Annotated in this window: 25 protein-coding genes; 15 read left to right on the top strand and 10 right to left on the bottom strand. The window is 59.8% G+C overall.

Annotated features, from left to right (window positions below; all coding sequences use genetic code 11):
- Positions 1 to 13: 13 nt before the first annotated feature.
- A complete protein-coding gene (gene guaA, locus OK142_RS18635; RefSeq protein ID WP_498684522.1) occupies positions 14 to 1,591 on the top strand; it encodes a glutamine-hydrolyzing GMP synthase in 1,578 nt (525 codons plus the stop codon).
- Between the two features lie 104 nt (positions 1,592 to 1,695).
- Positions 1,696 to 2,412: a 2'-5' RNA ligase family protein gene (locus OK142_RS18630; protein WP_216330562.1), complete on the top strand. Its 717-nt coding sequence runs from the start codon at positions 1,696 to 1,698 to the stop codon at positions 2,410 to 2,412.
- A gap of 60 nt (positions 2,413 to 2,472) precedes the next feature.
- Here OK142_RS18630 and OK142_RS18625 read toward each other — a convergent pair whose 3' ends face one another.
- Complete coding sequence (locus tag OK142_RS18625) at positions 2,473 to 2,640, bottom strand: hypothetical protein (protein WP_003503889.1); 168 nt, start codon at positions 2,638 to 2,640, stop codon at positions 2,473 to 2,475.
- Between the two features lie 211 nt (positions 2,641 to 2,851).
- Here OK142_RS18625 and OK142_RS18620 point away from each other — a divergent pair, with 211 nt between their 5' ends.
- The 3 genes from OK142_RS18620 (at position 2,852) to OK142_RS18610 (ending at position 5,015) form a co-directional block, all read left to right on the top strand.
- Positions 2,852 to 3,199, top strand: coding sequence for an ArsC family reductase (locus tag OK142_RS18620; RefSeq protein WP_498684519.1), 348 nt, complete (start codon positions 2,852 to 2,854; stop codon positions 3,197 to 3,199).
- A gap of 12 nt (positions 3,200 to 3,211) precedes the next feature.
- Positions 3,212 to 3,688 (top strand): Cys-tRNA(Pro) deacylase, encoded by a 477-nt coding sequence (gene ybaK / locus OK142_RS18615; RefSeq protein ID WP_498684518.1) that lies wholly within the window; start codon positions 3,212 to 3,214, stop codon positions 3,686 to 3,688.
- Positions 3,689 to 3,776: 88 nt separating this feature from the next.
- Entirely contained in the window at positions 3,777 to 5,015 is a 1,239-nt protein-coding gene (locus OK142_RS18610) for an aminopeptidase (protein WP_498684515.1), read from the top strand.
- A 6-nt stretch (positions 5,016 to 5,021) separates the two neighbouring features.
- Here OK142_RS18610 and pecM read toward each other — a convergent pair whose 3' ends face one another.
- Positions 5,022 to 5,885, bottom strand: a complete 864-nt coding sequence (pecM, locus tag OK142_RS18605) for a 4-hydroxybenzaldehyde efflux transporter PecM (protein WP_498684513.1) — start codon at positions 5,883 to 5,885, stop codon at positions 5,022 to 5,024.
- Between the two features lie 81 nt (positions 5,886 to 5,966).
- Here pecM and OK142_RS18600 point away from each other — a divergent pair, with 81 nt between their 5' ends.
- The 3 genes from OK142_RS18600 to OK142_RS18590 all read left to right on the top strand — a co-directional run bounded on the left by OK142_RS18600 (position 5,967) and on the right by OK142_RS18590 (position 8,527).
- Positions 5,967 to 6,467, top strand: a complete 501-nt coding sequence (locus OK142_RS18600) for a MarR family winged helix-turn-helix transcriptional regulator (protein ID WP_498684511.1) — start codon at positions 5,967 to 5,969, stop codon at positions 6,465 to 6,467.
- 96 nt (positions 6,468 to 6,563) lie between these two features.
- Entirely contained in the window at positions 6,564 to 7,271 is a 708-nt protein-coding gene (locus OK142_RS18595; protein ID WP_035219349.1) for a FadR/GntR family transcriptional regulator, read from the top strand.
- Positions 7,272 to 7,324: 53 nt separating this feature from the next.
- Positions 7,325 to 8,527 (top strand): mandelate racemase/muconate lactonizing enzyme family protein, encoded by a 1,203-nt coding sequence (locus OK142_RS18590; RefSeq protein ID WP_035219350.1) that lies wholly within the window; start codon positions 7,325 to 7,327, stop codon positions 8,525 to 8,527.
- Here OK142_RS18590 and xseA read toward each other — a convergent pair whose 3' ends face one another.
- Entirely contained in the window at positions 8,528 to 10,126 is a 1,599-nt protein-coding gene (gene xseA, locus OK142_RS18585; protein ID WP_313615436.1) for an exodeoxyribonuclease VII large subunit, read from the bottom strand.
- Positions 10,127 to 10,315: 189 nt separating this feature from the next.
- On the opposite strand from xseA, the gene OK142_RS18580 reads away from it, so the two are divergent.
- Complete coding sequence (locus tag OK142_RS18580) at positions 10,316 to 10,558, top strand: hypothetical protein (protein WP_035241478.1); 243 nt, start codon at positions 10,316 to 10,318, stop codon at positions 10,556 to 10,558.
- Between the two features lie 12 nt (positions 10,559 to 10,570).
- The gene (locus tag OK142_RS18575; RefSeq protein ID WP_498684503.1) at positions 10,571 to 10,942 is read left to right on the top strand and encodes a GtrA domain-containing protein; all 372 of its coding nucleotides are present in this window, start codon (positions 10,571 to 10,573) and stop codon (positions 10,940 to 10,942) included.
- Here the strand turns inward: OK142_RS18575 and OK142_RS18570 are convergent.
- Entirely contained in the window at positions 10,939 to 11,922 is a 984-nt protein-coding gene (locus tag OK142_RS18570) for a Gfo/Idh/MocA family protein (RefSeq protein ID WP_498684501.1), read from the bottom strand. The two genes, OK142_RS18575 and OK142_RS18570, sit on opposite strands and share 4 nt — an antisense overlap.
- A 181-nt stretch (positions 11,923 to 12,103) precedes the next feature.
- Here OK142_RS18570 and OK142_RS18565 point away from each other — a divergent pair, with 181 nt between their 5' ends.
- From OK142_RS18565 to OK142_RS18550, 4 genes are all read left to right on the top strand, one after another.
- A complete protein-coding gene (locus OK142_RS18565; RefSeq protein ID WP_498684499.1) occupies positions 12,104 to 12,664 on the top strand; it encodes a cysteine hydrolase family protein in 561 nt (186 codons plus the stop codon).
- A complete protein-coding gene (locus tag OK142_RS18560; RefSeq protein WP_498684497.1) occupies positions 12,664 to 13,647 on the top strand; it encodes a GlxA family transcriptional regulator in 984 nt (327 codons plus the stop codon). The genes OK142_RS18565 and OK142_RS18560 overlap by 1 nt, the downstream gene beginning before the upstream one ends.
- A 110-nt stretch (positions 13,648 to 13,757) precedes the next feature.
- Complete coding sequence (locus OK142_RS18555; RefSeq protein ID WP_003493372.1) at positions 13,758 to 14,708, top strand: aldo/keto reductase; 951 nt, start codon at positions 13,758 to 13,760, stop codon at positions 14,706 to 14,708.
- Between the two features lies 1 nt (position 14,709).
- Positions 14,710 to 15,153, top strand: coding sequence for a GNAT family N-acetyltransferase (locus OK142_RS18550; protein WP_003493370.1), 444 nt, complete (start codon positions 14,710 to 14,712; stop codon positions 15,151 to 15,153).
- On the opposite strand, the gene OK142_RS18545 is transcribed toward OK142_RS18550, so the two are convergent.
- Entirely contained in the window at positions 15,154 to 16,044 is an 891-nt protein-coding gene (locus OK142_RS18545; protein ID WP_498684495.1) for a LysR family transcriptional regulator, read from the bottom strand.
- A 116-nt stretch (positions 16,045 to 16,160) separates the two neighbouring features.
- Between OK142_RS18545 and OK142_RS18540 the strand changes: the two genes are divergently transcribed.
- On the top strand, positions 16,161 to 17,162 hold the full coding sequence (locus OK142_RS18540) for an aldo/keto reductase (protein WP_498684493.1): 1,002 nt from the start codon (positions 16,161 to 16,163) through the stop codon (positions 17,160 to 17,162).
- Positions 17,163 to 17,213: 51 nt separating this feature from the next.
- On the opposite strand, the gene pheT is transcribed toward OK142_RS18540, so the two are convergent.
- The 5 genes from pheT to rpmI all read right to left on the bottom strand — a co-directional run bounded on the left by pheT (position 17,214) and on the right by rpmI (position 22,442).
- Positions 17,214 to 19,637, bottom strand: coding sequence for a phenylalanine--tRNA ligase subunit beta (gene pheT, locus OK142_RS18535; protein ID WP_498684491.1), 2,424 nt, complete (start codon positions 19,635 to 19,637; stop codon positions 17,214 to 17,216).
- Between the two features lie 24 nt (positions 19,638 to 19,661).
- The gene (gene pheS / locus OK142_RS18530; RefSeq protein WP_003493361.1) at positions 19,662 to 20,744 is read right to left on the bottom strand and encodes a phenylalanine--tRNA ligase subunit alpha; all 1,083 of its coding nucleotides are present in this window, start codon (positions 20,742 to 20,744) and stop codon (positions 19,662 to 19,664) included.
- The gene (locus tag OK142_RS18525; RefSeq protein ID WP_082183509.1) at positions 20,737 to 21,615 is read right to left on the bottom strand and encodes a BUD32 family EKC/KEOPS complex subunit; all 879 of its coding nucleotides are present in this window, start codon (positions 21,613 to 21,615) and stop codon (positions 20,737 to 20,739) included. Before OK142_RS18525 ends, pheS begins: the two co-directional genes overlap by 8 nt.
- Positions 21,616 to 21,793: 178 nt before the next feature.
- The gene (gene rplT, locus OK142_RS18520) at positions 21,794 to 22,198 is read right to left on the bottom strand and encodes a 50S ribosomal protein L20 (protein WP_003493358.1); all 405 of its coding nucleotides are present in this window, start codon (positions 22,196 to 22,198) and stop codon (positions 21,794 to 21,796) included.
- A gap of 40 nt (positions 22,199 to 22,238) precedes the next feature.
- Positions 22,239 to 22,442, bottom strand: a complete 204-nt coding sequence (rpmI, locus tag OK142_RS18515; protein WP_003493355.1) for a 50S ribosomal protein L35 — start codon at positions 22,440 to 22,442, stop codon at positions 22,239 to 22,241.
- Positions 22,443 to 22,599 lie beyond the last annotated feature (157 nt).

Genomic DNA, 22,599 nt, shown 5'->3' with positions numbered 1-22,599 from the left:
TTAAAGGCTCGCCATGACCCAGATAGCCCATCCCGACAGCATTCTCATCATCGATTTCGGCAGCCAGGTGACGCAGCTGATTGCGCGCCGCATCCGCGAAGCCGGGGTCTATTGCGAAATCCATCCGTTCCAGAATGCCGCAGAGGCGTTTGAGAAGCTCCAGCCCAAGGGCGTGATCTTCTCCGGCGGCCCCGCATCCGTGACGGCGGAAGGAAGCCCGCGCGCGCCGCAGGCGGTGTTCGACAGCAAGGTTCCGATCCTCGGCATCTGCTACGGCCAGCAGACGCTCTGCACCCAGCTCGGTGGCGTCGTCGAGGGTGGCCATGCGGCTGAATTCGGCCGCGCCGATATCGACATCAAGAAGGCAAGCCCGCTTTTCGAAGGTTTCTGGGAACAGGGCAAGAGCTATCCCGTCTGGATGAGCCACGGCGACCGCGTGACGAAGCTGCCGGAAGGTTTCGAGGTCATCGCAACCTCGGAGAACGCGCCCTTCGCCATCGCTGCCGACGAGAAGCGCCACTATTACACCACCATGTTCCACCCGGAAGTGGTGCATACGCCTGATGGCGGCAAGCTGCTCTCCAACTTCGTGCACAAGATCGTTGGCCTCAAATCCGACTGGACGATGGCGGCCTATCGTGCCGAAATGATCCGCAAGATCCGCGATCAGGTCGGCACGGGACGCGTGCTCTGCGCATTGTCGGGCGGCGTCGATTCCTCCGTTGCCGCAATCCTCATCCATGAGGCGATCGGCGACCAGCTGACCTGCGTCTACGTGGACCACGGCCTGATGCGGATGGGCGAAAGCGAACAGGTCGTCGGCATGTTCCGAGACCATTACAATATTCCGCTGGTGCATGTGGATGCCGCCGATCTGTTCCTCGGCGAACTCTCAGGCGTTTCCGACCCGGAAGTGAAACGCAAGACCATCGGCCGCCTGTTCATCGAGGTCTTCGAGGCAGAAGCTGCCAAGATCGCCGCAGACGGCAAGGGCGCACCGAATTTCCTGGCGCAGGGCACGCTTTATCCTGATGTCATCGAAAGCGTTTCCTTCTCCGGCGGCCCCTCCGTCACCATCAAGAGCCACCACAATGTCGGCGGTCTTCCCGAACGCATGAACATGCAGCTGGTGGAGCCGCTGCGCGAGCTCTTCAAGGATGAGGTGCGTGCGCTTGGCCGCGAACTCGGTCTGCCGGAAAGCTTTATCGGGCGCCACCCCTTCCCCGGTCCGGGTCTGGCGATCCGCTGCCCCGGTGCGATCACCCGCGAGAAGCTTGATATTCTGCGCAAGGCGGATGCGATCTATCTCGATGAAATCCGCAAGGCTGGTCTCTACGATACCATCTGGCAGGCTTTTGCCGTGCTCCTGCCGGTGCAGACCGTCGGTGTCATGGGCGATTACCGCACCTATGACTTCGTCTGCGCGCTGCGCGCTGTGACCTCGGTGGATGGCATGACGGCGGATTTCTATCCCTACGACATGAATTTCCTCGGCCGCGCGGCAACCCGCATCATCAACGAAGTGCGTGGCATCAACCGTGTCGTCTACGACGTGACCAGCAAGCCGCCCGGCACGATCGAGTGGGAATAAGACAAAGGCGGAGCAATTCCGCCTTTTGTTCTTTATTTGTTCTTTATTTCGTTACCGTACAATGATAGGTTTCCGGCCTTGGCATAAGGCTGTGGAGCATCGTCATGGGTTTCGAGTTGACGGATGGAGGGGCTTTAAGGCAGCTCTATTTTGATGGGCTGGAGCCGCAGAAAATACGGCGTTTCAACCCACGATTTCTCAGCAAGCTTTTGCTGGTCTTAAAGCCGCCGCCAGCTCTGGCGGAGAGAATTTATGCCGATGCATCGCACCATGCCGAAGGGCGCACGCTGCGTGAGGCCTATCCCGCAGAGCTTCTGCATATAACGCTGATGTGTATCGGATGTTTCGATACCATCCCGCAGGGCTTGCTAAGCAGGCTGAAGGCGGCATTGGGAGAAGTCAGGGCACGGCCCGTTCCGATTACGCTGGACGGAAGTTCGCTTTTCGGCAATCGAAATAGCCTGGTGTTGCGAAGCAGCCGTGAGATGCCGGAGATTGACGCTCTGGTGAAGATGTTGCAGCGCGCGCTTTGGCGGGCAAATCTTCCCTATATCCCGGCGTCATCTTTTACTCCGCATATCACCATGATTTATGGCTGCGGGAAGATAGAGCCGATGCCGGCTGGAAAACCCTATAGCTGGCTGGCTGGCAATTTCGAGCTGGTTTTCAGCCACAATGGCGAAACACGGCACGATTCGCTCGGACGCTTCGCTCTTTCGGCGAAAGCCGATCGTTACGAGCCGCCTGAAAGCCAGCTGCCCTTACCTGAAAAAGTGATCGGTCCCAGAAAACGGGCCAATCGAAAGCTCGTGGCGCGGTAACGCCCACCGGAGCCCATGCACGAGCGAGGCTGTTTCGCCTCGCTGCGAACGATAACCAGCTTAGAGCTGAACCTTGTCGAAAGCCTTGCCGTCGATGCCAAGGGCTTCGAGGTCGGCGCGGGCCGGCTTGCGGTGCGCGCGAACAGCGGCCGAAACCGAAAGTGCTGCACCGAGAACGGCGAAAGTTTCGCCGAAGAAGTTACGCGATGTCTTTGCAACCTGACGCATTTTTCTCTCCATCTTTGATGCCCAGATAATGGGCATTTATGGCCTCTTCTACAACTCATGATGTAGCAGGGAAGCCATGCAGCTTTGCTCGCGCTCGTTTGAATGTCAGATGCTGCATTTTTGCATGGCTTGAATTCGCTGCCTCAGGCAACGGGTTGAACAGGGCGTATTTTTTGTTATGCCGAAAGTCCAAGATAAAGAGGCGGATGATATGACGGTCACGATCTACGGTATCAAGAACTGCGACACGATGAAAAAGGCCAGAACTTGGCTGGAAGCCAACGGTGTCGATTATTCTTTCCGTGACTACAAGACGGCGGGTATCGACCGGGCCCATCTCGAGACATGGTGCGATGCTGCCGGCTGGGAAACGGTTCTCAACCGGGCCGGCACCACCTTCAAAAAACTGGATGATGGCCAGAAGGCCGATCTTGACCGCGAAAAGGCTATCGGGCTGATGCTGGAGCAGCCCTCCATGATCAAGCGTCCGGTGCTGGAGGCCAAAGAGAAAATTACCGTCGGTTTCAAACCGGAAACCTACCAGACCCTTTTTGCGTGAGCTCGGCCCGCCATGTCCAGGACAACCCGCGCTACGCAGATGCTGGCCAAGGCCGGCGTGACCTTCACCACAGTTACCTATGACTATGACCCGAATGCCGATCGGATCGGCCTGCAGGCGGCAGAAGCTATCGGCGAGCCGCCGCATCTGGTGTTGAAAACACTGATGGCGGAGCTGGATGGCAAGCCGGTCTGCGTCGTCGTTCCCTCCGATCGCGAGGTGAGCATGAAAAAGCTCGCCGCCGCTTTCGGGGGAAAGTCCGCCAGCATGATGAAGCCTGCCGATGCGGAGCGGGCAACGGGTTATCACGTGGGCGGTATCAGCCCTTTCGGACAGAAGAAACAGGTGCCGACGGCCATTGAGGAGCAGGCCATGGCGCATGATTATGTGTATATGAATGGCGGACAGCGTGGCTTGCAGGTGCGGCTTTCACCCCGCGACGCCCAGACGGCACTAAAGGCCATTGTCGCCCCGCTGGTGGCCGACTGAAGCTTTATTGCGGCTTTTGAAAGCATTTGGCTTTCGGAAGGAATGGGCTATGGTCGGCGCCTCTGATTGAAATAGACGAAGGCAGATCATGACCGTTTCCCCCATCGATCCCGTCAAACTCGAAAAACTGGCCGAAGTCGCCGTCAAGGTCGGCCTGCAATTGCAGAAGGATCAGGATCTGGTGATCACTGCTCCGCTGGCAGCGCTGCCGCTGGTTCGGCTTTTGACAAAACACGCTTATCTTGCCGGCGGTGGACTGGTCACCACCTTCTATTCCGACGAGGAAACCACGCTTTCGCGTTATCGCCACGCCAGTGACACCAATTTCGACCGGGCTTCCGGCTGGCTTTATGAGGGCATGGCGAAGGCCTATGCCAATGGGGCAGCGCGGCTGGCGATTGCCGGCGACAACCCGATGCTGCTGGCCGAGCAGGACCCCGCCAAGGTGGCGCGCGCCAACAAGGCCAACTCTACCGCCTACAAGCCGGCGCTGGAGAAGATTTCCAATTTCGATATCAACTGGAACATCATTTCCTATCCCAACCCCTCCTGGGCAAAGCAGGTCTTTCCTGATGTGACGGAAGACGAAGCGGTGCGCAGACTTGCCGACGCCATCTTCGCCGCCTCGCGGGTGGATCTGGCCGATCCGGTCGCGGCGTGGGCGGAGCATAACGCCAATCTCGCCAAACGTTCGGCATGGCTGAACGGTGAACGCTTCGCATCGCTGCATTTCACCGGTCCCGGCACGGATGTGAAAATCGGCCTGGCGGACGGCCACGAATGGCATGGGGGCGCCTCCACCGCCAAGAACGGCGTGACCTGCAACCCGAATATCCCGACGGAAGAAGTGTTCACAACCCCGCATGCGCTGCGCGTGGATGGATACGTGTCCAGCACCAAACCGCTTTCGCATCAGGGAACGCTGATCGACGATATCCAGGTGAAGTTCGAAGCCGGCCGCATCGTGGAAGCAAAGGCTTCGAAGGGCGAAGCGGTGCTGAACAAGGTGCTGGATACCGATGAGGGTGCGCGTCGTCTTGGCGAAGTGGCGCTGGTGCCGCATTCGTCACCGATCTCGGCGAGCGGCATACTGTTTTACAACACGCTGTTCGACGAAAATGCCTCCTGCCACATTGCGCTCGGACAATGCTATTCGAAATGCTTCCTCGATGGCGCTTCGCTGTCGCAGGATCAGATCAAGGCGCAGGGCGGCAATTCCAGCCTGATCCACATCGACTGGATGATCGGTTCCGACAAGGTGGATATTGATGGCGTGAAGCCGGATGGCTCCACGGTTCCAGTGATGCGCAAGGGCGAATGGGCCTGACAAGGCCTATCGCGGCAGCTGGCTGCGCTGACTGAGCCAGATGCTGAAAAGCACCGCAACAAACCCGGCGATCTGCGCTGGCGTGAGGCTTTGGCCAAGCGCCAGCCAACCGAGCAGGGTTGCAACGACCGGACTTAGAAAACCGAGCGACGCGGCAGCGGAGGGCTCGATGCGGGCGAGGCCGCGAAACCACAGAAAATAGGTCAAGGCGGCACCGATAAGACCCAGATAGGCCATGCCGAGAATATTGGCCGTGGTCGGTGCAGGCAGCGCCGGTTCGAGGAAATATGCGACCGGCAGAAGCAGGATGCCACCGGCCGTCAATTGCCAGGCGGTGAAGGTGAGGTTCGAAACCGGCGGCCGCCATTTGCGGGTCAGCACGGTTCCAAAGGCCATGGATACGGCACCGGCAAGACCCGCGGCCACGCCGACACTATCGAGCGCTGCACCCGGCGCCAATACCAGAAGCGCGACACCCATAATGCCCAAAAGACCGGCGGCGATGGCGAGCGGTCGAACCGGCGTGGTGAGAAACAGCCGGGAGAGGCCAATCACGATCAGGGGCTGGACCGCGCCTACCGTCGCCGCGACTCCACCGGGTAGCCGGTAGGCAGAAACGAAAAGCATCGCCCAGAAAAATGAGAAATTCAGCGCGCCGAGAACGAAGCTGCGCGGCCACCAGACGCCTTGCGGGAGCTTTCGGGCGAGAAGCAGCAGCAGGATACCGGCCGGCAACGCGCGCAGCATGGCAACATGGAATGGATATCCCTGCGGCAGAAATTCGGTCGTGACGAAATAGGTGCTTCCCCAGATGGCGGGGGCAAGTGCAGTCACCAGCACGTCGGCGGCATAGGTGGTATTTTTCTTCATTTCAAGAATCTCTATATCAAGATAAATGCAGTCTAATCAATTTTATCTTGACGTCAAGATATCAATTGCTATGCCTTTGTCATGAGCAAAGAACCACTTGATCACGTCGATCACATTCTTGCGCAATGGCGCAGGGAGCGGCCCGATCTCGATGTCGGCCCCATGGGGCTGCTCGGGCGCCTGAACCGGCTCACCACACATCTCGGTCGCGAGGTGGAGGCGGTGCTGTTGAAACACGGCCTCTCCTCCTCCGCCTTCGACGTGCTGGCCACATTGCGGCGTGCGGGATCACCCTACCGGCTTTCTCCCGGCGACCTGCTGGCCATGACAATGGTGAGCTCCGGCACCATGACCAACCGGATCGACCAGCTGGAAAAAGCCGGACTGGTGGAGCGCGTCCACAATCCGCAGGACCGGCGCAGCGTGTTGATATCCCTGACGGAGCGGGGATTTGCGATTGTCGAGGACGCCGTCAGCGCCCATGTCGAAAACCAGCAACGGCTGGTCGCCCCCCTCAGCGAAGAGGAACGAACCACGCTGAACCGGCTTTTGAAACGGTTTTTGCGGGACTTCGAAGAATAGGCTTGCACTGCGTTCTGGGCCGCAATCGCGCTTGTTTCCTTTAAAAAAATCCTGTAAGCAATTTTCCATAAACCTGTACTACAGGTTGGAGGAAAAATGTATAACGCCATTTCCCATGAAACCGGTCTCGTCAGCAGCACGATCGGCGCGATAACCCGTCACATCCGGGAAAATGAACTTGCCCCCGGTGCGAAACTGCCGAGCGAACTTTCGCTGTCGCAGCAGCTTGGCGTTTCGCGCACCGTCGTTCGCGAGGCCTTCCGGTCGCTGTCGGCCATGCGGCTGATCGATGTCAGCGCCGGCAAGCGCGCCACGGTGGCGACGCTGGATCATGGTGCGATGTCACTGATGTTCGAACACGGCATTCACACCGAGCAGATCAACATCCAGCAGATTTACGATGTGCGCCGCACCATCGAAGTCAGAACCGTGACGCTCGCGGCATTGCGGCGAACGGATGCGGAAGCGCTCACCATTCTCGACCATGCCAATAATATGGAGCGGGATTTCGGCGACAATGACAAGGTGATGGAGCATGACCTTGCCTTTCACCTTGCCGTTGCCAGAGCCTCCAAGAACCCGGTTTTCGAGCTCATTCTCGGCGCCTTCCAGAATGTGACACGCCAGACCTGGCCGATCGGCTGGAAGAGCCGCACATCCGACGCGCAGCGCCATGCCGCTGGTGAACTTCACGTCGCCATCGGACAGGCCATTGCGGCGGGCGACCCGCAAACGGCCTCGACACTGATGGCGCGGCATTTCGATGAAAGCGTGCACGCGCTTCTGGCCGCCGGCATCGCCTGATTTTTCAACGCAGTTCCAGACGGAACACGACCTGCCTCTGGAGGAGACACTTCATGAAAATTACGAAACTCGAGACCGTCCGCGTGGCGGAACGGGCAAACCTGCTCTGGGTTCTGGTTCACACCGATGAGGGCATTACCGGGCTTGGCGAAACCTTCTACGGCGCCGAGACGGTGGAAACCTATGTGCACGAATATATCGCACCCCGTGTGATCGGTCGCGATCCTTTGCAGATCGACCTTCTGGCACAGGACCTCGTCGGTTATCTCGGCTTCCGTTCATCGGGCGCGGAAGTGCGCGGCAATTCGGCCTTCGATATCGCGCTGTGGGATATTTTCGGCAAGGCCACCAACCAGCCGATCGCCCAGCTCCTTGGCGGTTTCAGCCGTAAGGAAATCCGCACCTACAATACCTGCGCGGGCACGGAATACATCAAGAAGGCCACCGGCCAGCAGACGGCAAATTATGGCCTCTCCGGCGGCAAGGATTATGACGACCTGAACGGCTTCCTGCATAGGGCCGACGAGCTTGCCCATTCGCTTCTGGAAGACGGCATCACGGCCATGAAGATCTGGCCTTTCGATGCGGCGGCGGAAAAGACGCGCGGGCAATATATCTCGATGCCGGACCTGAAAAGCGCGCTCGAGCCTTTCGAAAAAATCCGCAAGGCCGTGGGCGACAAGATGGATATCATGGTGGAGTTTCACTCCATGTGGCAGCTTCTGCCCGCCATGCAGATTGCCAAGGCGCTCACCCCCTACCAGACCTTCTGGCATGAAGACCCGATCAAGATGGACAGCCTTTCCAGCCTGACGCGTTATGCCGCCGTTTCGCCGGCCCCGATTTCCGCATCGGAAACGCTGGGTTCCCGCTGGGCTTTCCGCGATCTCTTGGAAACGGGTGCCGCCGGCGTGGTGATGCTTGACATCAGCTGGTGCGGCGGGCTTTCCGAGGCGCGCAAGATCGCCTCGATGGCGGAAGCCTGGCATCTGCCCGTCGCGCCGCATGATTGCACCGGCCCGGTGGTCCTCTGCGCCTCCACGCACCTGTCGCTCAACGCGCCGAATGCACTGGTGCAGGAAAGCGTGCGCGCCTTCTACAAGACCTGGTATCGCGATCTCGTCACCGCATTGCCGGAAGTGAAAAACGGCATGATCACCGTGCCGCCGGGTGCCGGCCTCGGCATGGAGCTGCATCCCGATATCGAAAAGAGCTTCACCGTCAGCCGCCGTTTTTCGGATGCGGCGTCGATCTGATCAGAACAGGTCGCCCTGATCGCTCGGACCAGAGGAAGCCGGTTTTGCCGGCTTCTTTTTTTGCATGGCGACAGCTTCCGTAGACGGTGTCCCCTCTCCCGTCGTGATGGCGGAAACGCGGCCATCGGCAAACTCCATCGACACCACAGCGCCGGAAGCAATGGCGGCGGCGCGGGTCAATGGCCGGTTTTCCTCGTCGCGGATAACGGCATAGCCGCGTTTCAACACGTTCTTGTAGGACAGCGATTCCAAAACGCGATTATGCGCGGCAAGGCCCGAGCGGTTCTGCGCCATACGATGAAGCACGGCGGTATCGGCCCGGCGCGCTGCGGTAACGACCCGTTCCTTCTGTCGCTCCAGCTGGCCGAGCAGGCGGGCGGGAAGCGAACGCAGCGAGGAATCGAAGGCATCGACGCGGCCTTTCCCCTGCAACAGGCGGCGCTCCACCAGGGTTTCGGCGCGGTGCATGCGCTCGGTAATCCGCTGCCTGTGGTGCTTGAGACCATTCAGCAAAGTTTCCGGCCTCAGACCCGAAGCGGAACGTTCGAAGGCACGGCGTTTGTTGAGCGTCGTCATTTCAAGCCCGCGACCGAGACCGCCTGCGGCCTCGTCGAAGCGGCGGCGCGGCAGGGCCAGAAGCTGGTCCAGTGAAGGCAGCGCCCGTACCAGTGCCCGCAGGCCCTGGCGGCGATTGTCCATCTGCCGCGAGACCGAGCCGGAAAGGCGCGCAGCGAGGCCTGAGAGCTGCGCTTCCAGCTCGGCACGAACCGGCACGGCCATTTCGGCAGCCCCAGTCGGTGTCGGCGCACGCACATCGGCGGCGTAGTCGATCAATGTCGTATCGGTTTCATGCCCCACGGCGGAAATCAGCGGGATTTCGCTTTCGGCAGCGGCGCGCACGACGATTTCGTCGTTGAAGCTCCAGAGATCCTCCAGACTGCCGCCACCACGCGCGACGATCAGCACATCGGGCCGCGCAATTTCCCCACCCGGCTGAAGCGCATTGAAACCGCGAATGGCGTTCGCCACTTCCTCGCCCGAGCCTTCACCCTGCACCTTGACCGGCCAGACGACGACGTGGACCGGAAAACGATCCGAAATACGGTGAAGAATATCGCGAATGACAGCGCCCGTCGGCGAGGTGACGACGCCGATGACATGCGGCATGAAGGGCAGACGGCGCTTGCGCTCCGGATCGAACAGCCCCTCCGCCGCCAGACGTCGGCGGCGATCTTCGAGAAGCGCCATCAGCGCGCCGGCGCCGGCCGGCTCCAGGCTTTCTATGACGATCTGATATTTCGACGAGCCGGGGAAGGTGGTCACCTTGCCGGTGGCGATGACTTCCATGCCCTCTTCCGGGCGGAACTTCAGCCGCGAAAACGTGCCTTTCCAGATCACCGCATCGATGCGGGCGCGATCATCCTTCAGCGAAAAATAGGCGTGACCCGACGAATGTGGGCCGCGATAGCCAGAAATCTCGCCACGCACCCGCACCTGATCGAAAGCCGTTTCCACCGTTCGCTTGATGGAACCCGACAGTTCGGACACCGAGAACTCGGCAAGATTGCTCAATGCGGCATGGGAGAAGATATCGCTCATGGCTGTTTGTAACCAAAACCCGTCGATTCGGAAATGCCGGTACGGGCCTGCCCTATTTTAACGGCGATGAAACCATATCCTCAACTAACGAGTTAGGAAAATAGGGAACGGAGGAGAAAACAAGGGTTCGTTAGGGAAGAAGACGTTACGTCTTGTCCCAAGCCCGGCAACCAAAGAGGAGGCGGCATCATGATTTTTCTTACCGCCACAGTGCTCGGCGTAACCGCAGTTGCGTTGCGTTCGGTCTTCAGCATCATCTTCATCTGCATGATGATTATTGGCGCCTATGGTGTCGCAATGATGATTTCTTCTACGGCCGTACCTCTGACGTCGCTTCTGCTGGCCCTTGCCGGATACAATTTCGGCGTCGTGGGTGTCGTTATCAGCCTTCTGGTGCTGCAGCGCCCCCGCTCCACTCAGCCGACGCTTTAACAGCTGGCCGCCTTGAGGCTTTCCCACTTTGCGCTGACCGAGATTTACGGACTGGCCGTTGACCTTGCCGTCACCTCTCTGCTGATTTTTTACATCGATATCGACCCGCTTGCCGCCCGGCTGCCCGGCGCTGCGGCAGGGCTCGCAGTGAGCTGGCAGATGAACCGGTCGAAGGGCGATCAATCCGGCAAGGTGAGCGGATTTCTGACGAATACCGTCACACTCACGTCCCGCATCGTCAGCGTCGGGCTTTTCGCACTGCTGCAATGGCGCAACCCGCTGGTACAGCCACTCTTCCCGCTTGCCTTTTCGGCGCTCGCAGCATTGGTACTGGCACTTTACGGGTACAGGCGGCTGCAGAAGCAGGGTGTGGATAGCGACTAAACCGTTTCCCAACCATCCTTCTTGCCCGCCCGGTAGATGGCGTCGATGAAAAGCTGGTTCTTCCGCGAATTTTCCAGCGTGACGACTTCGCCTTCGCCCTTTGCCGCGCGGGCGAAAGCCTCTGCTTGCAGCTTATATTGGCGGCTGTCCTGAAACCGGAAGATCTGCGACTGGTTATGGACCTGATTGGTCAATTCGATCTCTTCCGCACCCCAGCGATTGGCGTTGAAGGGAGATTTGACCTCGATGTACCCGTCTGTGCCGTGGAAAACCATCAGCTGGCGGGCGGCAAGCTGGGTCGCCAGATAGAAGCTCAGTTCGAAACCACCGAAATCGGCCCTGACGCTGGAATAGATATCCGTGCCGAAATCCTTGTCGCGCTCGACGCTCGCCTGGACGCGCTTCGGCTCGGCACCCGTGGCAAAGCGGGTGACGATGGTCGGGTAAACGCCAATATCCGGCAAGGCCCCACCGCCCAGTTCGGGAATATTGCGCATATTGCCGGGATCGCGATTGAAGTAGCTGAAAGCGCCCTGCACGTGTTTCAGCGTTCCGATCGCGCCCGAGGCCAGCAATTCCTTTACCTTCGCCCAGACCGGGGAGTAGGTGACCATGAAGGCCTCCGATATGACAACGCCGTTGCGATCCCGCGCGGCGATGAGGGCGTCGATCTCCTCGGCCTTCAGGGCAATCGGCTTTTCGCAGAGAACATGCTTGCCGGCATCGGCCGCCTTGATCGTCCATTCCACATGTTGCGCGGTGGGAAGCGGAATATAGACGGCATCGATCACATCCGATGCCAGCATCTCTTCATAGGAGCCGAAGGCATGGGGAGCTGAAAAACGGTCGGCAACCGTACGGGCCTTGGCGTGATCGCGACTGGCGATGGCCGTGACCACGCAGTTCTTCGCATCCTGTATCGCCGGGATGACCTGATCCTGAGCGATTTTCGCCGTTGAAACTATTCCGAAGCGCAGCATCCCGTTCTCCCACTCTGCAATGTCTGCGAAACTTATCATTGTCGGGCAGTCTGGCAAGCCACGCGAGACATGGCTGCGATAGTGGTGGCCGGATTTGTCCTGCCTTTGTCGGTTTGCCTGCTTTTCCCCCATCTGTATTGGGTGAATTATGCTATGCATGAACCCAATGGAGAACCACAAAATGTCCTCTTCTCAGACGGCCCTTCTTGTCATCGATGTTCAGGAATCCTTCCGGCATGCGCCCTATTTCGAAGAAAGCGGACTGGCTGCCTATCTGGAAAAGCAGCAGGCACTGATCGACGGCGCCAAGGCGGCGGGAATTCCCGTCGTGCAGATCTTCCACGTCGATGGCGACCGGGCCTTCGCAAAGGAAAGCGGTTACATCCGCGCGCTGGAAGGTGTACGGATCAGCCCTGATGTCACCTTCCACAAGAACCGTCACTCCGCTTTTGCCGGCACCGGCCTCGAAATCTGGCTGACGCAGAAGGGCATCAACCGGCTGATCGTCTCCGGCATCCGCACCGAACAATGCTGCGAAACCACGACCCGGCACGCTTCGGACCTCGGCTACAGCGTCGATTACGTTACCGAGGCGACGCTCACCTTTCCGATGACGCATGCTTCCGGCACCGTATTCAGCCCGGACGATATCCGTAAACGGACGGAACTGGTGCTCGCCGGCCGCTTCGCCCGGATCACGACCGTCGATGGAGTGCTGGCAGGCGCGAAAGAGGCGGCCTGATGGAGAAAGGCGGCACACGCATCATCCCCTTTTATACGCTTGTGCCGCCGCATGCGCTGCTGCTGGACATTGCGGGTCCGCTGGAAGTGATCCGTTATGCCAACGGGGAACAGAAGAATATCCATTTCGACTGCCGCTACATCGCCGCGCATGACCAACAGCAATCCTCCATCGGCCTTGGGCTTTGCGGGTTGGAAAGCCTTCCCGAGAGCCTGCCGGAAAATGCGTTCCTGGTGGTTTCCGGCAGCACTTCGCGCTTCGACAACGAGCCGGAGACACGCCGCGAGCGGCAGGGGCTGGCGGCATGGCTGCGCCGCACGGTGCGCGCCGACACCACGGTCGTCTCCATTTGCTCCGGCGCACTGCTGGCTGGCGAGGCCGGGCTTTTCGACGGGCGGAACTGTACAACGCATGCCGATTGCGTCGAAGCGCTACGCCGCATCGCGCCCCTCTCCCAGGTGGCCGAAAACCGCCTTTTCGTTGAGGATGACAACCGCTTTTCAAGTGCCGGTATTTCCACCGGCATCGACCTCATGCTGCATGTGGTTTCCCGGCTGACATCCCCGGCGGTCGCGGCGCGCATTGCCAAAACAATGGTCGTTTATCTCAGGCGCAGCGGCAATGATCCGCAAATCTCCCCCTGGCTTACCGGCCGCAACCACATTCACCCCGCCATTCACCGGGTTCAGGACCGGGTGATGGCCGAGCCGGCCCGAGACTGGTCGCTGGAGCGGCTGGCCGATATTGCAGCACTCAGCGAAAGGCATCTGTCCCGCCTGTTTCGCGAGCATACCGGCATCAGCGTCATCGACTACGTCAACCTGATGCGGGTCAATCTCGCCCGAGACATTCTTGCCAACAGCCGTCTCGATATGGAAGCAATCGCCGAGAGGGCAGGCTTTGCCTCCGCCCGGCATTTGCGGCGCGTGTGGCAACAGCACAATCGCCTCCCGCCCAGCCACTATCGCGGCCTTCAGGCCTGATCTCAGCCGCTTTTGCCTTTTGCCTGATGAATGCCATCAAAGGAATTGAATGGTTATGCCGGCAAGCAGTTGCTAACCTTGCCGCAAAGACAGCAACAGGAGCATTTCCCGTGGAAAAACGAAGCCTTGGCCGCACCGGCCTCTCCATCGCCCCGATCGTCTTCGGCGGCAACGTGTTCGGCTGGACAGCGGACGAAAAGACTTCCTTTGCCCTGCTCGATGCATTTTTCGACGCCGGGTTCAACGCCATCGACACGGCAGACGTTTATTCCGCCTGGGTGGACGGGCATGAGGGCGGCGAGTCCGAGGCCATCATCGGCAAATGGCTGAAACAGTCGAGCGTCAAGCGCGAAGATGCGGTGATCGTCACCAAGGTCGGCTTTGACAATCGCGGCCAGAAGACCGGCCTCAGCGCCAAATGGATCGCAGAAGCTGTCGAGGCCTCGCTGAAGCGGCTGCAAACCGACTATATCGACCTTTATCTCGCCCATAAGCCGGATGCGGACGTGCCGCTGGAGGAGACGCTTGCCGCCTTCGCAAAGCTGAAGGAACAGGGAAAAATCCGCGCCATCGGCTGCTCCAACTATTCGGCGAGCCAGCTTCAGGAAGCACTGGATACGGCTGCGAAAAACGATCTGCCCCGTTATGACGTGCTGCAGCCGGAATATAATCTCTACAACCGCGCGGATTTCGAAGGTCCGCTTGCCGATCTTTGCGTCGCCCAGGAAATTGGCGTCATCAATTATTACAGCCTCGCGGCGGGGTTCCTCACCGGGAAATATCGCGCCAAGGCCGATACGGAAGGCGTGGCCCGCAGCTACCGCGTGGGTGAATATGTCAACACGCGCGGCCTTGCCGTTCTGGGCGCCATGGATGCGGTTGCCGTGGAAACCGGGGCCAAGCTTGCCGATATCGCGCTCGCTTGGCTGTTGCGGAAGAAGGCCGTGACGGCGCCGATCGCCAGCGCCACCAGCCTGTCGCAACTCGAGAGCTTCAAGCGCGCCGTCGATCTGAAGCTGACGGATGAGATGATGACGCTGCTCGACAAGGCGGGCGCGTAACATGGATCTTGCAATTCGCGATGCGCAGCCGGCTGACCGGGCGGAATGGCTGCGCCTGTGGAATGACTATCTCGCCTTCTATGAGGTGCAGCTTGCCGAGGAGGTGACGGACCATACGTGGGCACGTATCCTCGATCCGGCGTCACGCGTTTCCATGCGCGTTGCTCTTCTCGGCGACAGGATGGCGGGCTTCGCCATCCATCATTATCACGACTCCACCTGGGTGAAGACGCCCGACTGCTACCTTGAGGACCTGTTCGTGGACGGCGCGATCCGCGGCAAGGGAACGGGCCGCGCGTTGATGGACGACCTCATCGCCATCTGCGCTGAAAAAGGCTGGTCACGGCTCTACTGGAACACAGACGAAAACAACCACCGCGCCCAGAAGCTCTACGACAGCTACGTGAAAAGCGATGGTCACATCCGCTATCGCATCAAATTCTGATCACCCCCTGAAGCGGAAGAAATCCACGAAAGCCCTCAGCGCCGGCCTCATCTGCCGGCGCGAGGGATAATAGATGTAAAAACCGTCAAACGGCGCGCACCAGTCCTCCAGCACACGGACAAGCCTGCCCTCCCTGATGTCATCCTCGACACGCTGCTCGAAAACGAAGGCAAGCCCTGCCCCGTCGATGGCCGCCCGGCGAATGAGGCTCTGGTCCGACAGGATCAGCGGCCCCTGCACATCCACCACCAGTGGCTTGCCGTTCTTCTCCAGTTCCCAGCGATAGATAAGGCCGCTGGCGAAACGCCGGCGAATGCAGCGATGCCGGATGAGATCCCTTGGATCTTCCGGCGGTGGATTCTCTGCGAAATAGGAGGGCGCGCCAACAATCGCACCGCGCCATGCACCGCTCGCTTTCACCGCAACCATATCCGCATCGAGATGCTCCCCGAGCCGCAGGCCCGCATCGAAACCTTTCGCGACGATATCTTCGAAGCGATCATCCGTGGAGATTTCGAGTGAAATATCGGGATAGAGCCGCAGGAACTCGCCCAGCCGGGGCACGATGAGGTCCTCGGCGGCAAGCCGCGGCAGGGTGATACGCAAGGGGCCAGCCGGTCTTCCGCCATGCTCGGCAAGTGTCTCGATGACCGTGTCGATATCCGCAAGTGCCGGCCCCAGTGTTTCGAGAAGCCGCCTTCCCTCCTCTGTCGGCGAAACGCTGCGGGTGGTACGATGAAGCAGACGCAGGCCAAGGCTTGCCTCAAGCGACGATACCGCATGGCTGACGGCGGAGGGTGCGATGGCGAGTTCCGCCGCAGCCTTGCGGAAGCTGCGGCCTTCGGCAACGGCGGCGAGAACGGCCAGCTGGGAGAGTTGCACACGGTTCATTGTTCTAAATGATAGAACAACCCAAACGGATTTGCAGCGATTATTTTTGCCGCCATGAGACGCTATTTTCTCATCACGCCCTTAGCAATGGGCGGTTCCTTTGGAAGGACGAACAGATGAAAAAAAGAACCCTTGGAAACAGCCTTTCCGTTTCTTCGCTTGGCCTCGGCTGCATGGGCATGACCCATGCCTATAGCCCGACCGGCGATGAGAGCAGCGCAATTGCAACGTTGCACCGCGCCGTCGAACTCGGCGTCACCTTTTTCGATACGGCGGAGGTTTATGGGCCGTACAACAATGAAATCCTCGTCGGCAAAGGCTTGAAGCCCTATCGCGACAAGGTGGTCATTGCCACCAAGTTCGGTTTCAAAATCGACGCGAGCAAACCCGCAGGCCAGATGATGGTGGGCACGGACAGCCGCCCGGAAAATGTGCGCGCCGTTGCCGAAGCCTCCCTCAAACGCCTTGGCGTCGACGTCATCGACCTGTTCTATCAGCATCGCGTCGATCCTGAGGTTCCGATCGAAGATACGGTGGGGGCCATGGCGGAACTGGTCCGGCAGGGCAAGGTGAAACACCTCGGCCTTTCGGAAGCGAGTGCCGAAACACTTCGCAAGGCACACGCCGTTCATCCGATCGCGGCCATACAGAGCGAATATTCGCTGTGGACCCGCGATGTGGAGGAAAACGGCGTGTTGGAAACCTGCCGCGAACTTGGCATCGGTTTCGTCCCCTTCAGCCCGCTTGGGCGCGGTGCCCTGACGGGGGCGCTGAAGTCGCTCGACGGCCTTGCATCCGACGATTTCCGCCGCGGCCTGCCGCGCTTCCAAAGTGAAAACTTCGATGCCAATCTGGCGCTCATCAAGCTTCTGGAAGACATGGCTGCCGAAAAGGGTGTTACCGCCGGGCAGCTGGCGCTCGCCTGGGTGCTGGCGCAAGGCGACTTCATAGTGCCCATTCCCGGCACGACAAAAATCGCCAATCTGGAGAAGAACGTCGCAGCGGCGGATGTTTCGCTGACGGCGGATGAAGCCGCAAGCCTCGGAGCGCTGCTTTCCCCGGCAAAGGTCGCCGGCGCACGCTATCCCGAGCGTATGTCGCAGATGGCCAACCGTTAAAAACAAAAAGCCGCGGCATTTGCCGCGGCTTTTTTATTCCGTCATCCGTTTTCAGGCGCGCAGAACGCCGCCCGTCGATTTCTCGACATTGCCAACGATCTTGGCGGTCAGCGCCTCAAAGTCCTCGTCCGTCAGCGTCTTGTCGACCGGCTGGATCTGAACCTCGATGGCGACGGACTTGCGGTTTTCGCCAAGCGATGCACCTTCGAAAACGTCAAAGACGTTGACACCGGTGATCAATTTGCGATCAGCGCTTGTTGCGGCCTTGATGATGGCGCCCGCTTCGACCGACTTGTCGACCACGAAGGCGAAGTCGCGCTTGACTGCCTGGAAAGGCGAGAGTTCAAGTGCGGGCTTGGTGCGGGTCGCCTTCTTCTTCGGCTCCGGCATGGCGTCGAGATAGATCTCGAAACCGCTATAGACACCGGAAACATCCAGCTCTGACAGCGTCTTCGGGTGGAATTCACCGAAATAACCGAGCACGACCTTCGGACCCATCTTGATGGTGCCGGAGCGGCCGGGGTGATACCAGCCGGGACCGCCGGCTTCGATCTGCACATTGGCCATGGGCAGGCCGCAGGCTTCCAGCACCGCCAGCGCATCGGCCTTGGCGTCATAGACATCCACCGGCTTGCCACCGCCCTTGACAGTGTTGGACCACATGCGGCCGCTGCCTGCGAGCGAGGCCGTGCCACGGCGAACACCGCCGGCCACACGCCGCTGGGTTTCCGGCGTATCGCCCTCATAGGTGCCGGAGACCTCGAAGATCGCCACGTCGCCATGGCCCTTGTCGGCATTGCGCTGTGCTGCGGTCAAAAGGCCCGGCAGCAGCGAAGGACGCATGTCCGACATATCGGCTGCGATGGGATTGGCCAGCTTCAGAGCGGGGGAACCGCCACCGAAAAGCTTCGCCTGGGCTTCCGGAATGAAGGACCACGTGACGGCTTCCAGCATGCCACGGCTTGCCAGCGCACGGCGCGCGGTGCGGGTGCGGATCTGCAGCGTCGTCAGAATGCGGCCGTTGACAGCACCGAAGCTTTCCAGCGGCTCCGGCTTGATGTTGTCGACGCCATGGATGCGCATGACTTCTTCGACCAGATCGGCCTTGCCATCGACGTCAGGACGCCACGACGGCACGGTGACGGACACGCGTTCGCCCGTTCCCTCCACGCCAAAACCGAGGCCTTTGAGAATGGTGAGGCTCTCTTCCGCCGAGACTTCCAGACCCGTCAGGCGCTTCACTTCCGCCAGCGAAAAATCAACGACCTTTGCCTGGTGGCCCTTATAACCGACGACCTTGGCTTCGCCGGCGACGCCGCCACACAGTTCCAGAACCAGTTCGGTGGTGCGTTCCAGACCCGGAACCATATATTCCGGATCGACGCCACGCTCGAAACGATAACGCGCATCGGTGATGATGCCGAGCGAACGGCCGGTCTTGGCGATGTTGATCGGATCCCAAAGGGCAGACTCGATCAATACGTCAACGGTGTTTTCGTCGCAGCCGGAATGTTCACCGCCCATGACGCCGCCGATCGACTCCAGGCCCTTTTCGTCGGCGATGACGACATTGTTCGGGCCAAGCTTGTATTCGCGCTGGTCGAGCGCGAGGATCGTCTCACCCTCCTTTGCCCGGCGGACCGTGAGATCGCCCTTGACCTTGGCGGCGTCGAAGACGTGCATCGGCCGGCCCTGATCGAAGGTCATGTAGTTGGTGATATCAACAAGCGCATTGATGGGACGCAGGCCGATCGCCATCAGGCGCTGCTGCATCCACTTGGGGCTCGGACCGTTCTTCACGCCGCGCACGATGCGCAGCGAAAAGCCGGGGCAGAGCGCCGCATCGTCCAGCTCAAGCTTCACGTCGACCGGGGTTGCGCCTTCGATCTTGAAGGACGGCAGGGGTCTCGTTTTCAGCTTGCCGAGACCGGAAGCAGCGAGATCGCGGGCAATACCGTAGATCGAGGTGCAATCCGGGCGGTTCGGGGTCAGGTTGATTTCGATGACCGGATCGTCGAGCCCGGCATAGGTAGCGAAGGAGGTGCCGACCGGCGCATCTTCCGGCAGGTCGATGATGCCGTCGTGATCGTCGGAAATGTTCAGCTCCTTTTCGGAGCACATCATGCCATGGCTTTCGACGCCGCGTATCTTGCCAATGGCCAGCGTGACATCGATGCCCGGAACATACATGCCCGGACGCGCGAGCGCGCCGACGAGGCCGGCGCGTGCATTCGGCGCACCGCAGACGATCTGCACCGGCTTGCCGTCACCGGCATCGACCATCAGCACCTTGAGGCGGTCGGCCTCAGGATGTTTCTCGGCGGAAACGACCTTGGCGATGACGAAAGGCTTGTAGGCCGCCTTGTCGTCGACGCCCTCGACTTCGAGGCCAATCGCCGTCAACCGCTCGCAAATCTCGTCCAGCGTCGCATCCGTTTCGAGATGCTCTTTCAGCCAGGAAAGAGTGAATTTCATGTCTTTGCTCCTTGGCTAACCGGATTAAACGCTCAAACCGCCGAACAGCGTCGGCATGTCGAGCGGGCGGAAGCCGTAGTGGTTCATCCAGCGGACATCGGCGTTGAAGAAATCGCGCAGGTCCGGCATGCCGTATTTCAGCATGGCGATGCGGTCGAGGCCCATGCCCCAGGCAAAGCCCTGATATTCATCGGGGTCCAGCCCACCGGCGCGCAGCACATTCGGGTGCACCATGCCGCAGCCGAGGATTTCCATCCAGTCGTTGCCTTCACCGAACTTGACGATGGGGCCGGAACGATCACACTGGATATCCACCTCGAAGCTCGGCTCCGTGAAGGGGAAGAAGGACGGGCGGAAGCGCATGACGACACTGTCGACCTCGAAGAAGGTCTTGCAGAATTCTTCCAGAATCCAGCGCAGATTGCCGACATGCGCCTTCTTGTCGATGACAAGGCCTTCGACCTGATGGAACATCGGCGAATGGGTGGCGTCGGAATCCTGACGGTAGGTCTTGCCGGGAATGACGATGCGGATCGGCGGCTTCTGGCTTTCCATGGTGCGGATCTGCACCGGCGAGGTGTGGGTGCGCAGCACCTTGCGCTCGCCGTTTTCATCCGGCTGGAAGAAGAACGTGTCGTGCATCTCGCGGGCCGGATGGCCTTCGGGAAAATTCAGCGCCGTGAAGTTGTAGTAATCGGTCTCGATGTCCGGACCCTCGGCGATCGAGAAACCCATATCCGCGAAGATCGCGGTGATCTCGTCGACGATCTGGCTGATGGGATGAATACGGCCGCGCTCGGCCGGCGACTGGCGAACCGGCAGGCTGACATCCAGCGTTTCCGCCTTCAGGCGGGCGGCAATGGCGGCATCCTTCAGGCCGTTCTTGCGTTCGCCGATGAGGTCGGTGATTTCGGTCTTCAGCTGGTTGATGGCAGCGCCCCGGGTCTGGCGCTCTTCCGGCGTCATCGATCCCAGCGTCTTCAGAAGCTCTGAAACCGAGCCCTTCTTGCCAAGCGCGGAGACGCGCACGGCTTCGATGGCCGGCTCATCGGCAGCGGCGGCGATCTCCGACATCAGTTGCGATTTCAAGGTATCAAGTTCAGTCATCTTTTCCTGCCTTGCCGGTATTTTTAACAGCGGCTTCGGGGTTCACAGCATTCATCAGATAGTCGGTCGCCATGATAAAGCGTCGCAGATCACTACCCATCCGCACGCGCCCGATCAACCGGGCAACCGGTAAAAAACGCCCCAGAATACCGGTCAGACGGCACAATTCTTCCAGCGCCCGTGGCGGGGCGTTTTCGCGCCAGCGGGCAAAGGCCGCATCGCAGGTTTTCGGCGCATCGCAGGCCCGGGTCGCGACCTGTAAAAACAGCAGCCAGACATCGCGCGCCTGCGCCGTCTCAAGCGGCATGACCTCCTGCGGGCGCTCCTCGAAATCCATGAAGCCTATGCGCCCATCCTGGATAAAGAAGTCGCGCACATGCGGCCGTCCGTGGCAAAGGCCCGCCGCATGCAACTCGCCGAGCGCTTCGGCGGATTTCACCAGTAAGGCGTCATGCTCCACGGGCGTTGCGACCTTCATCGCGTCCATGCGCTCCATCACGGTCGGGCCGACATCTCCCAGCACGACCGCCGTCAGCGAGGAATAGATGACGGGAGGCACAAGGAAACCCCGCGCCTTGAAGACGTGAAGCGTTTCAAGTTCGCGGCGCATCAGGCCTGCACCGTCAAGCGGCGGAGAAGGTCGCATGAAGGTGTAAGGCAGCAGTTTGGCGAGAAATGTCTGCAGCTTTATCCACCAGGACGGCGTTTCCGTGCCCTGGCGCTTGATCCAGACGGTCGTTGTGGAAAGCTCGAGTTTCTGCACCCGTCGCTCGCTCTTGAGCAGAGCCTGCATCAGGGCCGCGATATCGCCATCTTCAAGATGGACGTGGAAACCCTTCACTTTTTCCGCCTCGCTTGCGGCAACCACCATTTTTACCCCCAGGAATTTGCCGACCGAAACCCGGCCAGATGCTCCACCCTTTTTCTTTGATCCGTATGCACGGTGCTTGCACGCCCTGCCGGAACTGCCGTGGATTCCAAAAAATAAAAAACCCGCGCCGGAGAACCGGCGCGGGTTTCAAATGAACAACAGATTGTCCGCGCCGTAATTACTTTACAGCGGTTTCAAACTCGTTGGCCGTACCAGCATCCTTGAGGTACTCAAGCGCCTTCTTCGCTGCTTCAACGAGCGCGCCGAATGCTGCCGGCTCATGGATAGCCATGTCGGACAGAACCTTGCGGTCGACTTCGATGCCAGCCTTGTTCAGGCCATCGATGAAGCGGCCGTAGGTCAGGCCGAATTCGCGAACAGCAGCGTTGATACGCTGGATCCACAGAGCGCGGAAGTTGCGCTTGTTGACCTTGCGGTCGCGGTAAGCGTACTGCTTGGAACGATCCACGGCAGCCTTTGCTGCGCGGATGGTGTTCTTGCGGCGGCCGTAGAAGCCCTTGGCTGCCTTGAGTGTCTTGGTGTGCTTGGCGCGGGAAGTTACGCCACGTTTTACGCGTGCCATGTCATGATCTCCTTAAAGTGTCCAAAAGTGCGGAAAAGTCTCAGAGACCGTTCGGCAGGTAGTTCTTGACGACCTTCTTGCCGTCAGCTTCGGCGAGAACCATGGTTCCACGCGCGTCGCGAATGAACTTGTTGGTACGCTTGATCATGCCGTGGCGCTTACCGGCGGCGGCTGCAACAACCTTGCCGGTAGCGGTGATCTTGAACCGCTTCTTTGCAGCGGACTTCGTCTTCATCTTGGGCATTTTGCTACTCCGTTTTTTGTATCGAAACAGGCAGACGAGGCCTATTTCAAGCTATTCAGGAACGGCCTCGGCATGCCCTGCCGGACCGTTCGGACGCGCGCTTATAACCGCAGTCGGCTAAAAGCGCAACGGGGAATGAGAATTTCCCCTTGCGGTG

This window comes from Agrobacterium sp. BT-220-3, from assembly GCF_025910175.1.
GTDB classification, from domain to species: domain Bacteria; phylum Pseudomonadota; class Alphaproteobacteria; order Rhizobiales; family Rhizobiaceae; genus Agrobacterium; species Agrobacterium oryzihabitans.
Note: the sequence above shows the minus strand (reverse complement) of the source record. Positions and strands in the feature narration are given on the sequence as shown.

Excerpts from the sequence above, each read along its gene's own strand:
- pheS (WP_003493361.1), bottom strand. The coding sequence starts at position 20,744 with ATGACTGAACTTGATACCTTGAAATCGCAACTGATGTCGGAGATCGCC.
- OK142_RS18525 (WP_082183509.1), bottom strand. The coding sequence starts at position 21,615 with ATGGTGGTTGCCGCAAGCGAGGCGGAAAAAGTGAAGGGTTTCCACGTC.
- pheT (WP_498684491.1), bottom strand. The coding sequence starts at position 19,637 with ATGAAATTCACTCTTTCCTGGCTGAAAGAGCATCTCGAAACGGATGCG.
- pecM (WP_498684513.1), bottom strand. The coding sequence starts at position 5,885 with ATGAAGAAAAATACCACCTATGCCGCCGACGTGCTGGTGACTGCACTT.
- OK142_RS18570 (WP_498684501.1), bottom strand. The coding sequence starts at position 11,922 with ATGCTGCGCTTCGGAATAGTTTCAACGGCGAAAATCGCTCAGGATCAG.
- ybaK (WP_498684518.1), top strand. The coding sequence starts at position 3,212 with ATGTCCAGGACAACCCGCGCTACGCAGATGCTGGCCAAGGCCGGCGTG.
- OK142_RS18565 (WP_498684499.1), top strand. The coding sequence starts at position 12,104 with ATGTCCTCTTCTCAGACGGCCCTTCTTGTCATCGATGTTCAGGAATCC.
- OK142_RS18610 (WP_498684515.1), top strand. The coding sequence starts at position 3,777 with ATGACCGTTTCCCCCATCGATCCCGTCAAACTCGAAAAACTGGCCGAA.
- OK142_RS18540 (WP_498684493.1), top strand. The coding sequence starts at position 16,161 with ATGAAAAAAAGAACCCTTGGAAACAGCCTTTCCGTTTCTTCGCTTGGC.
- OK142_RS18595 (WP_035219349.1), top strand. The coding sequence starts at position 6,564 with ATGTATAACGCCATTTCCCATGAAACCGGTCTCGTCAGCAGCACGATC.
- guaA (WP_498684522.1), top strand. The coding sequence starts at position 14 with ATGACCCAGATAGCCCATCCCGACAGCATTCTCATCATCGATTTCGGC.
- OK142_RS18600 (WP_498684511.1), top strand. The coding sequence starts at position 5,967 with ATGAGCAAAGAACCACTTGATCACGTCGATCACATTCTTGCGCAATGG.
- OK142_RS18625 (WP_003503889.1), bottom strand. The coding sequence starts at position 2,640 with ATGCGTCAGGTTGCAAAGACATCGCGTAACTTCTTCGGCGAAACTTTC.
- OK142_RS18550 (WP_003493370.1), top strand. The coding sequence starts at position 14,710 with ATGGATCTTGCAATTCGCGATGCGCAGCCGGCTGACCGGGCGGAATGG.
- OK142_RS18560 (WP_498684497.1), top strand. The coding sequence starts at position 12,664 with ATGGAGAAAGGCGGCACACGCATCATCCCCTTTTATACGCTTGTGCCG.
- rpmI (WP_003493355.1), bottom strand. The coding sequence starts at position 22,442 with ATGCCCAAGATGAAGACGAAGTCCGCTGCAAAGAAGCGGTTCAAGATC.
- OK142_RS18580 (WP_035241478.1), top strand. The coding sequence starts at position 10,316 with ATGATTTTTCTTACCGCCACAGTGCTCGGCGTAACCGCAGTTGCGTTG.
- OK142_RS18590 (WP_035219350.1), top strand. The coding sequence starts at position 7,325 with ATGAAAATTACGAAACTCGAGACCGTCCGCGTGGCGGAACGGGCAAAC.
- OK142_RS18620 (WP_498684519.1), top strand. The coding sequence starts at position 2,852 with ATGACGGTCACGATCTACGGTATCAAGAACTGCGACACGATGAAAAAG.
- xseA (WP_313615436.1), bottom strand. The coding sequence starts at position 10,126 with ATGAGCGATATCTTCTCCCATGCCGCATTGAGCAATCTTGCCGAGTTC.
- rplT (WP_003493358.1), bottom strand. The coding sequence starts at position 22,198 with ATGGCACGCGTAAAACGTGGCGTAACTTCCCGCGCCAAGCACACCAAG.
- OK142_RS18545 (WP_498684495.1), bottom strand. The coding sequence starts at position 16,044 with ATGAACCGTGTGCAACTCTCCCAGCTGGCCGTTCTCGCCGCCGTTGCC.
- OK142_RS18630 (WP_216330562.1), top strand. The coding sequence starts at position 1,696 with ATGGGTTTCGAGTTGACGGATGGAGGGGCTTTAAGGCAGCTCTATTTT.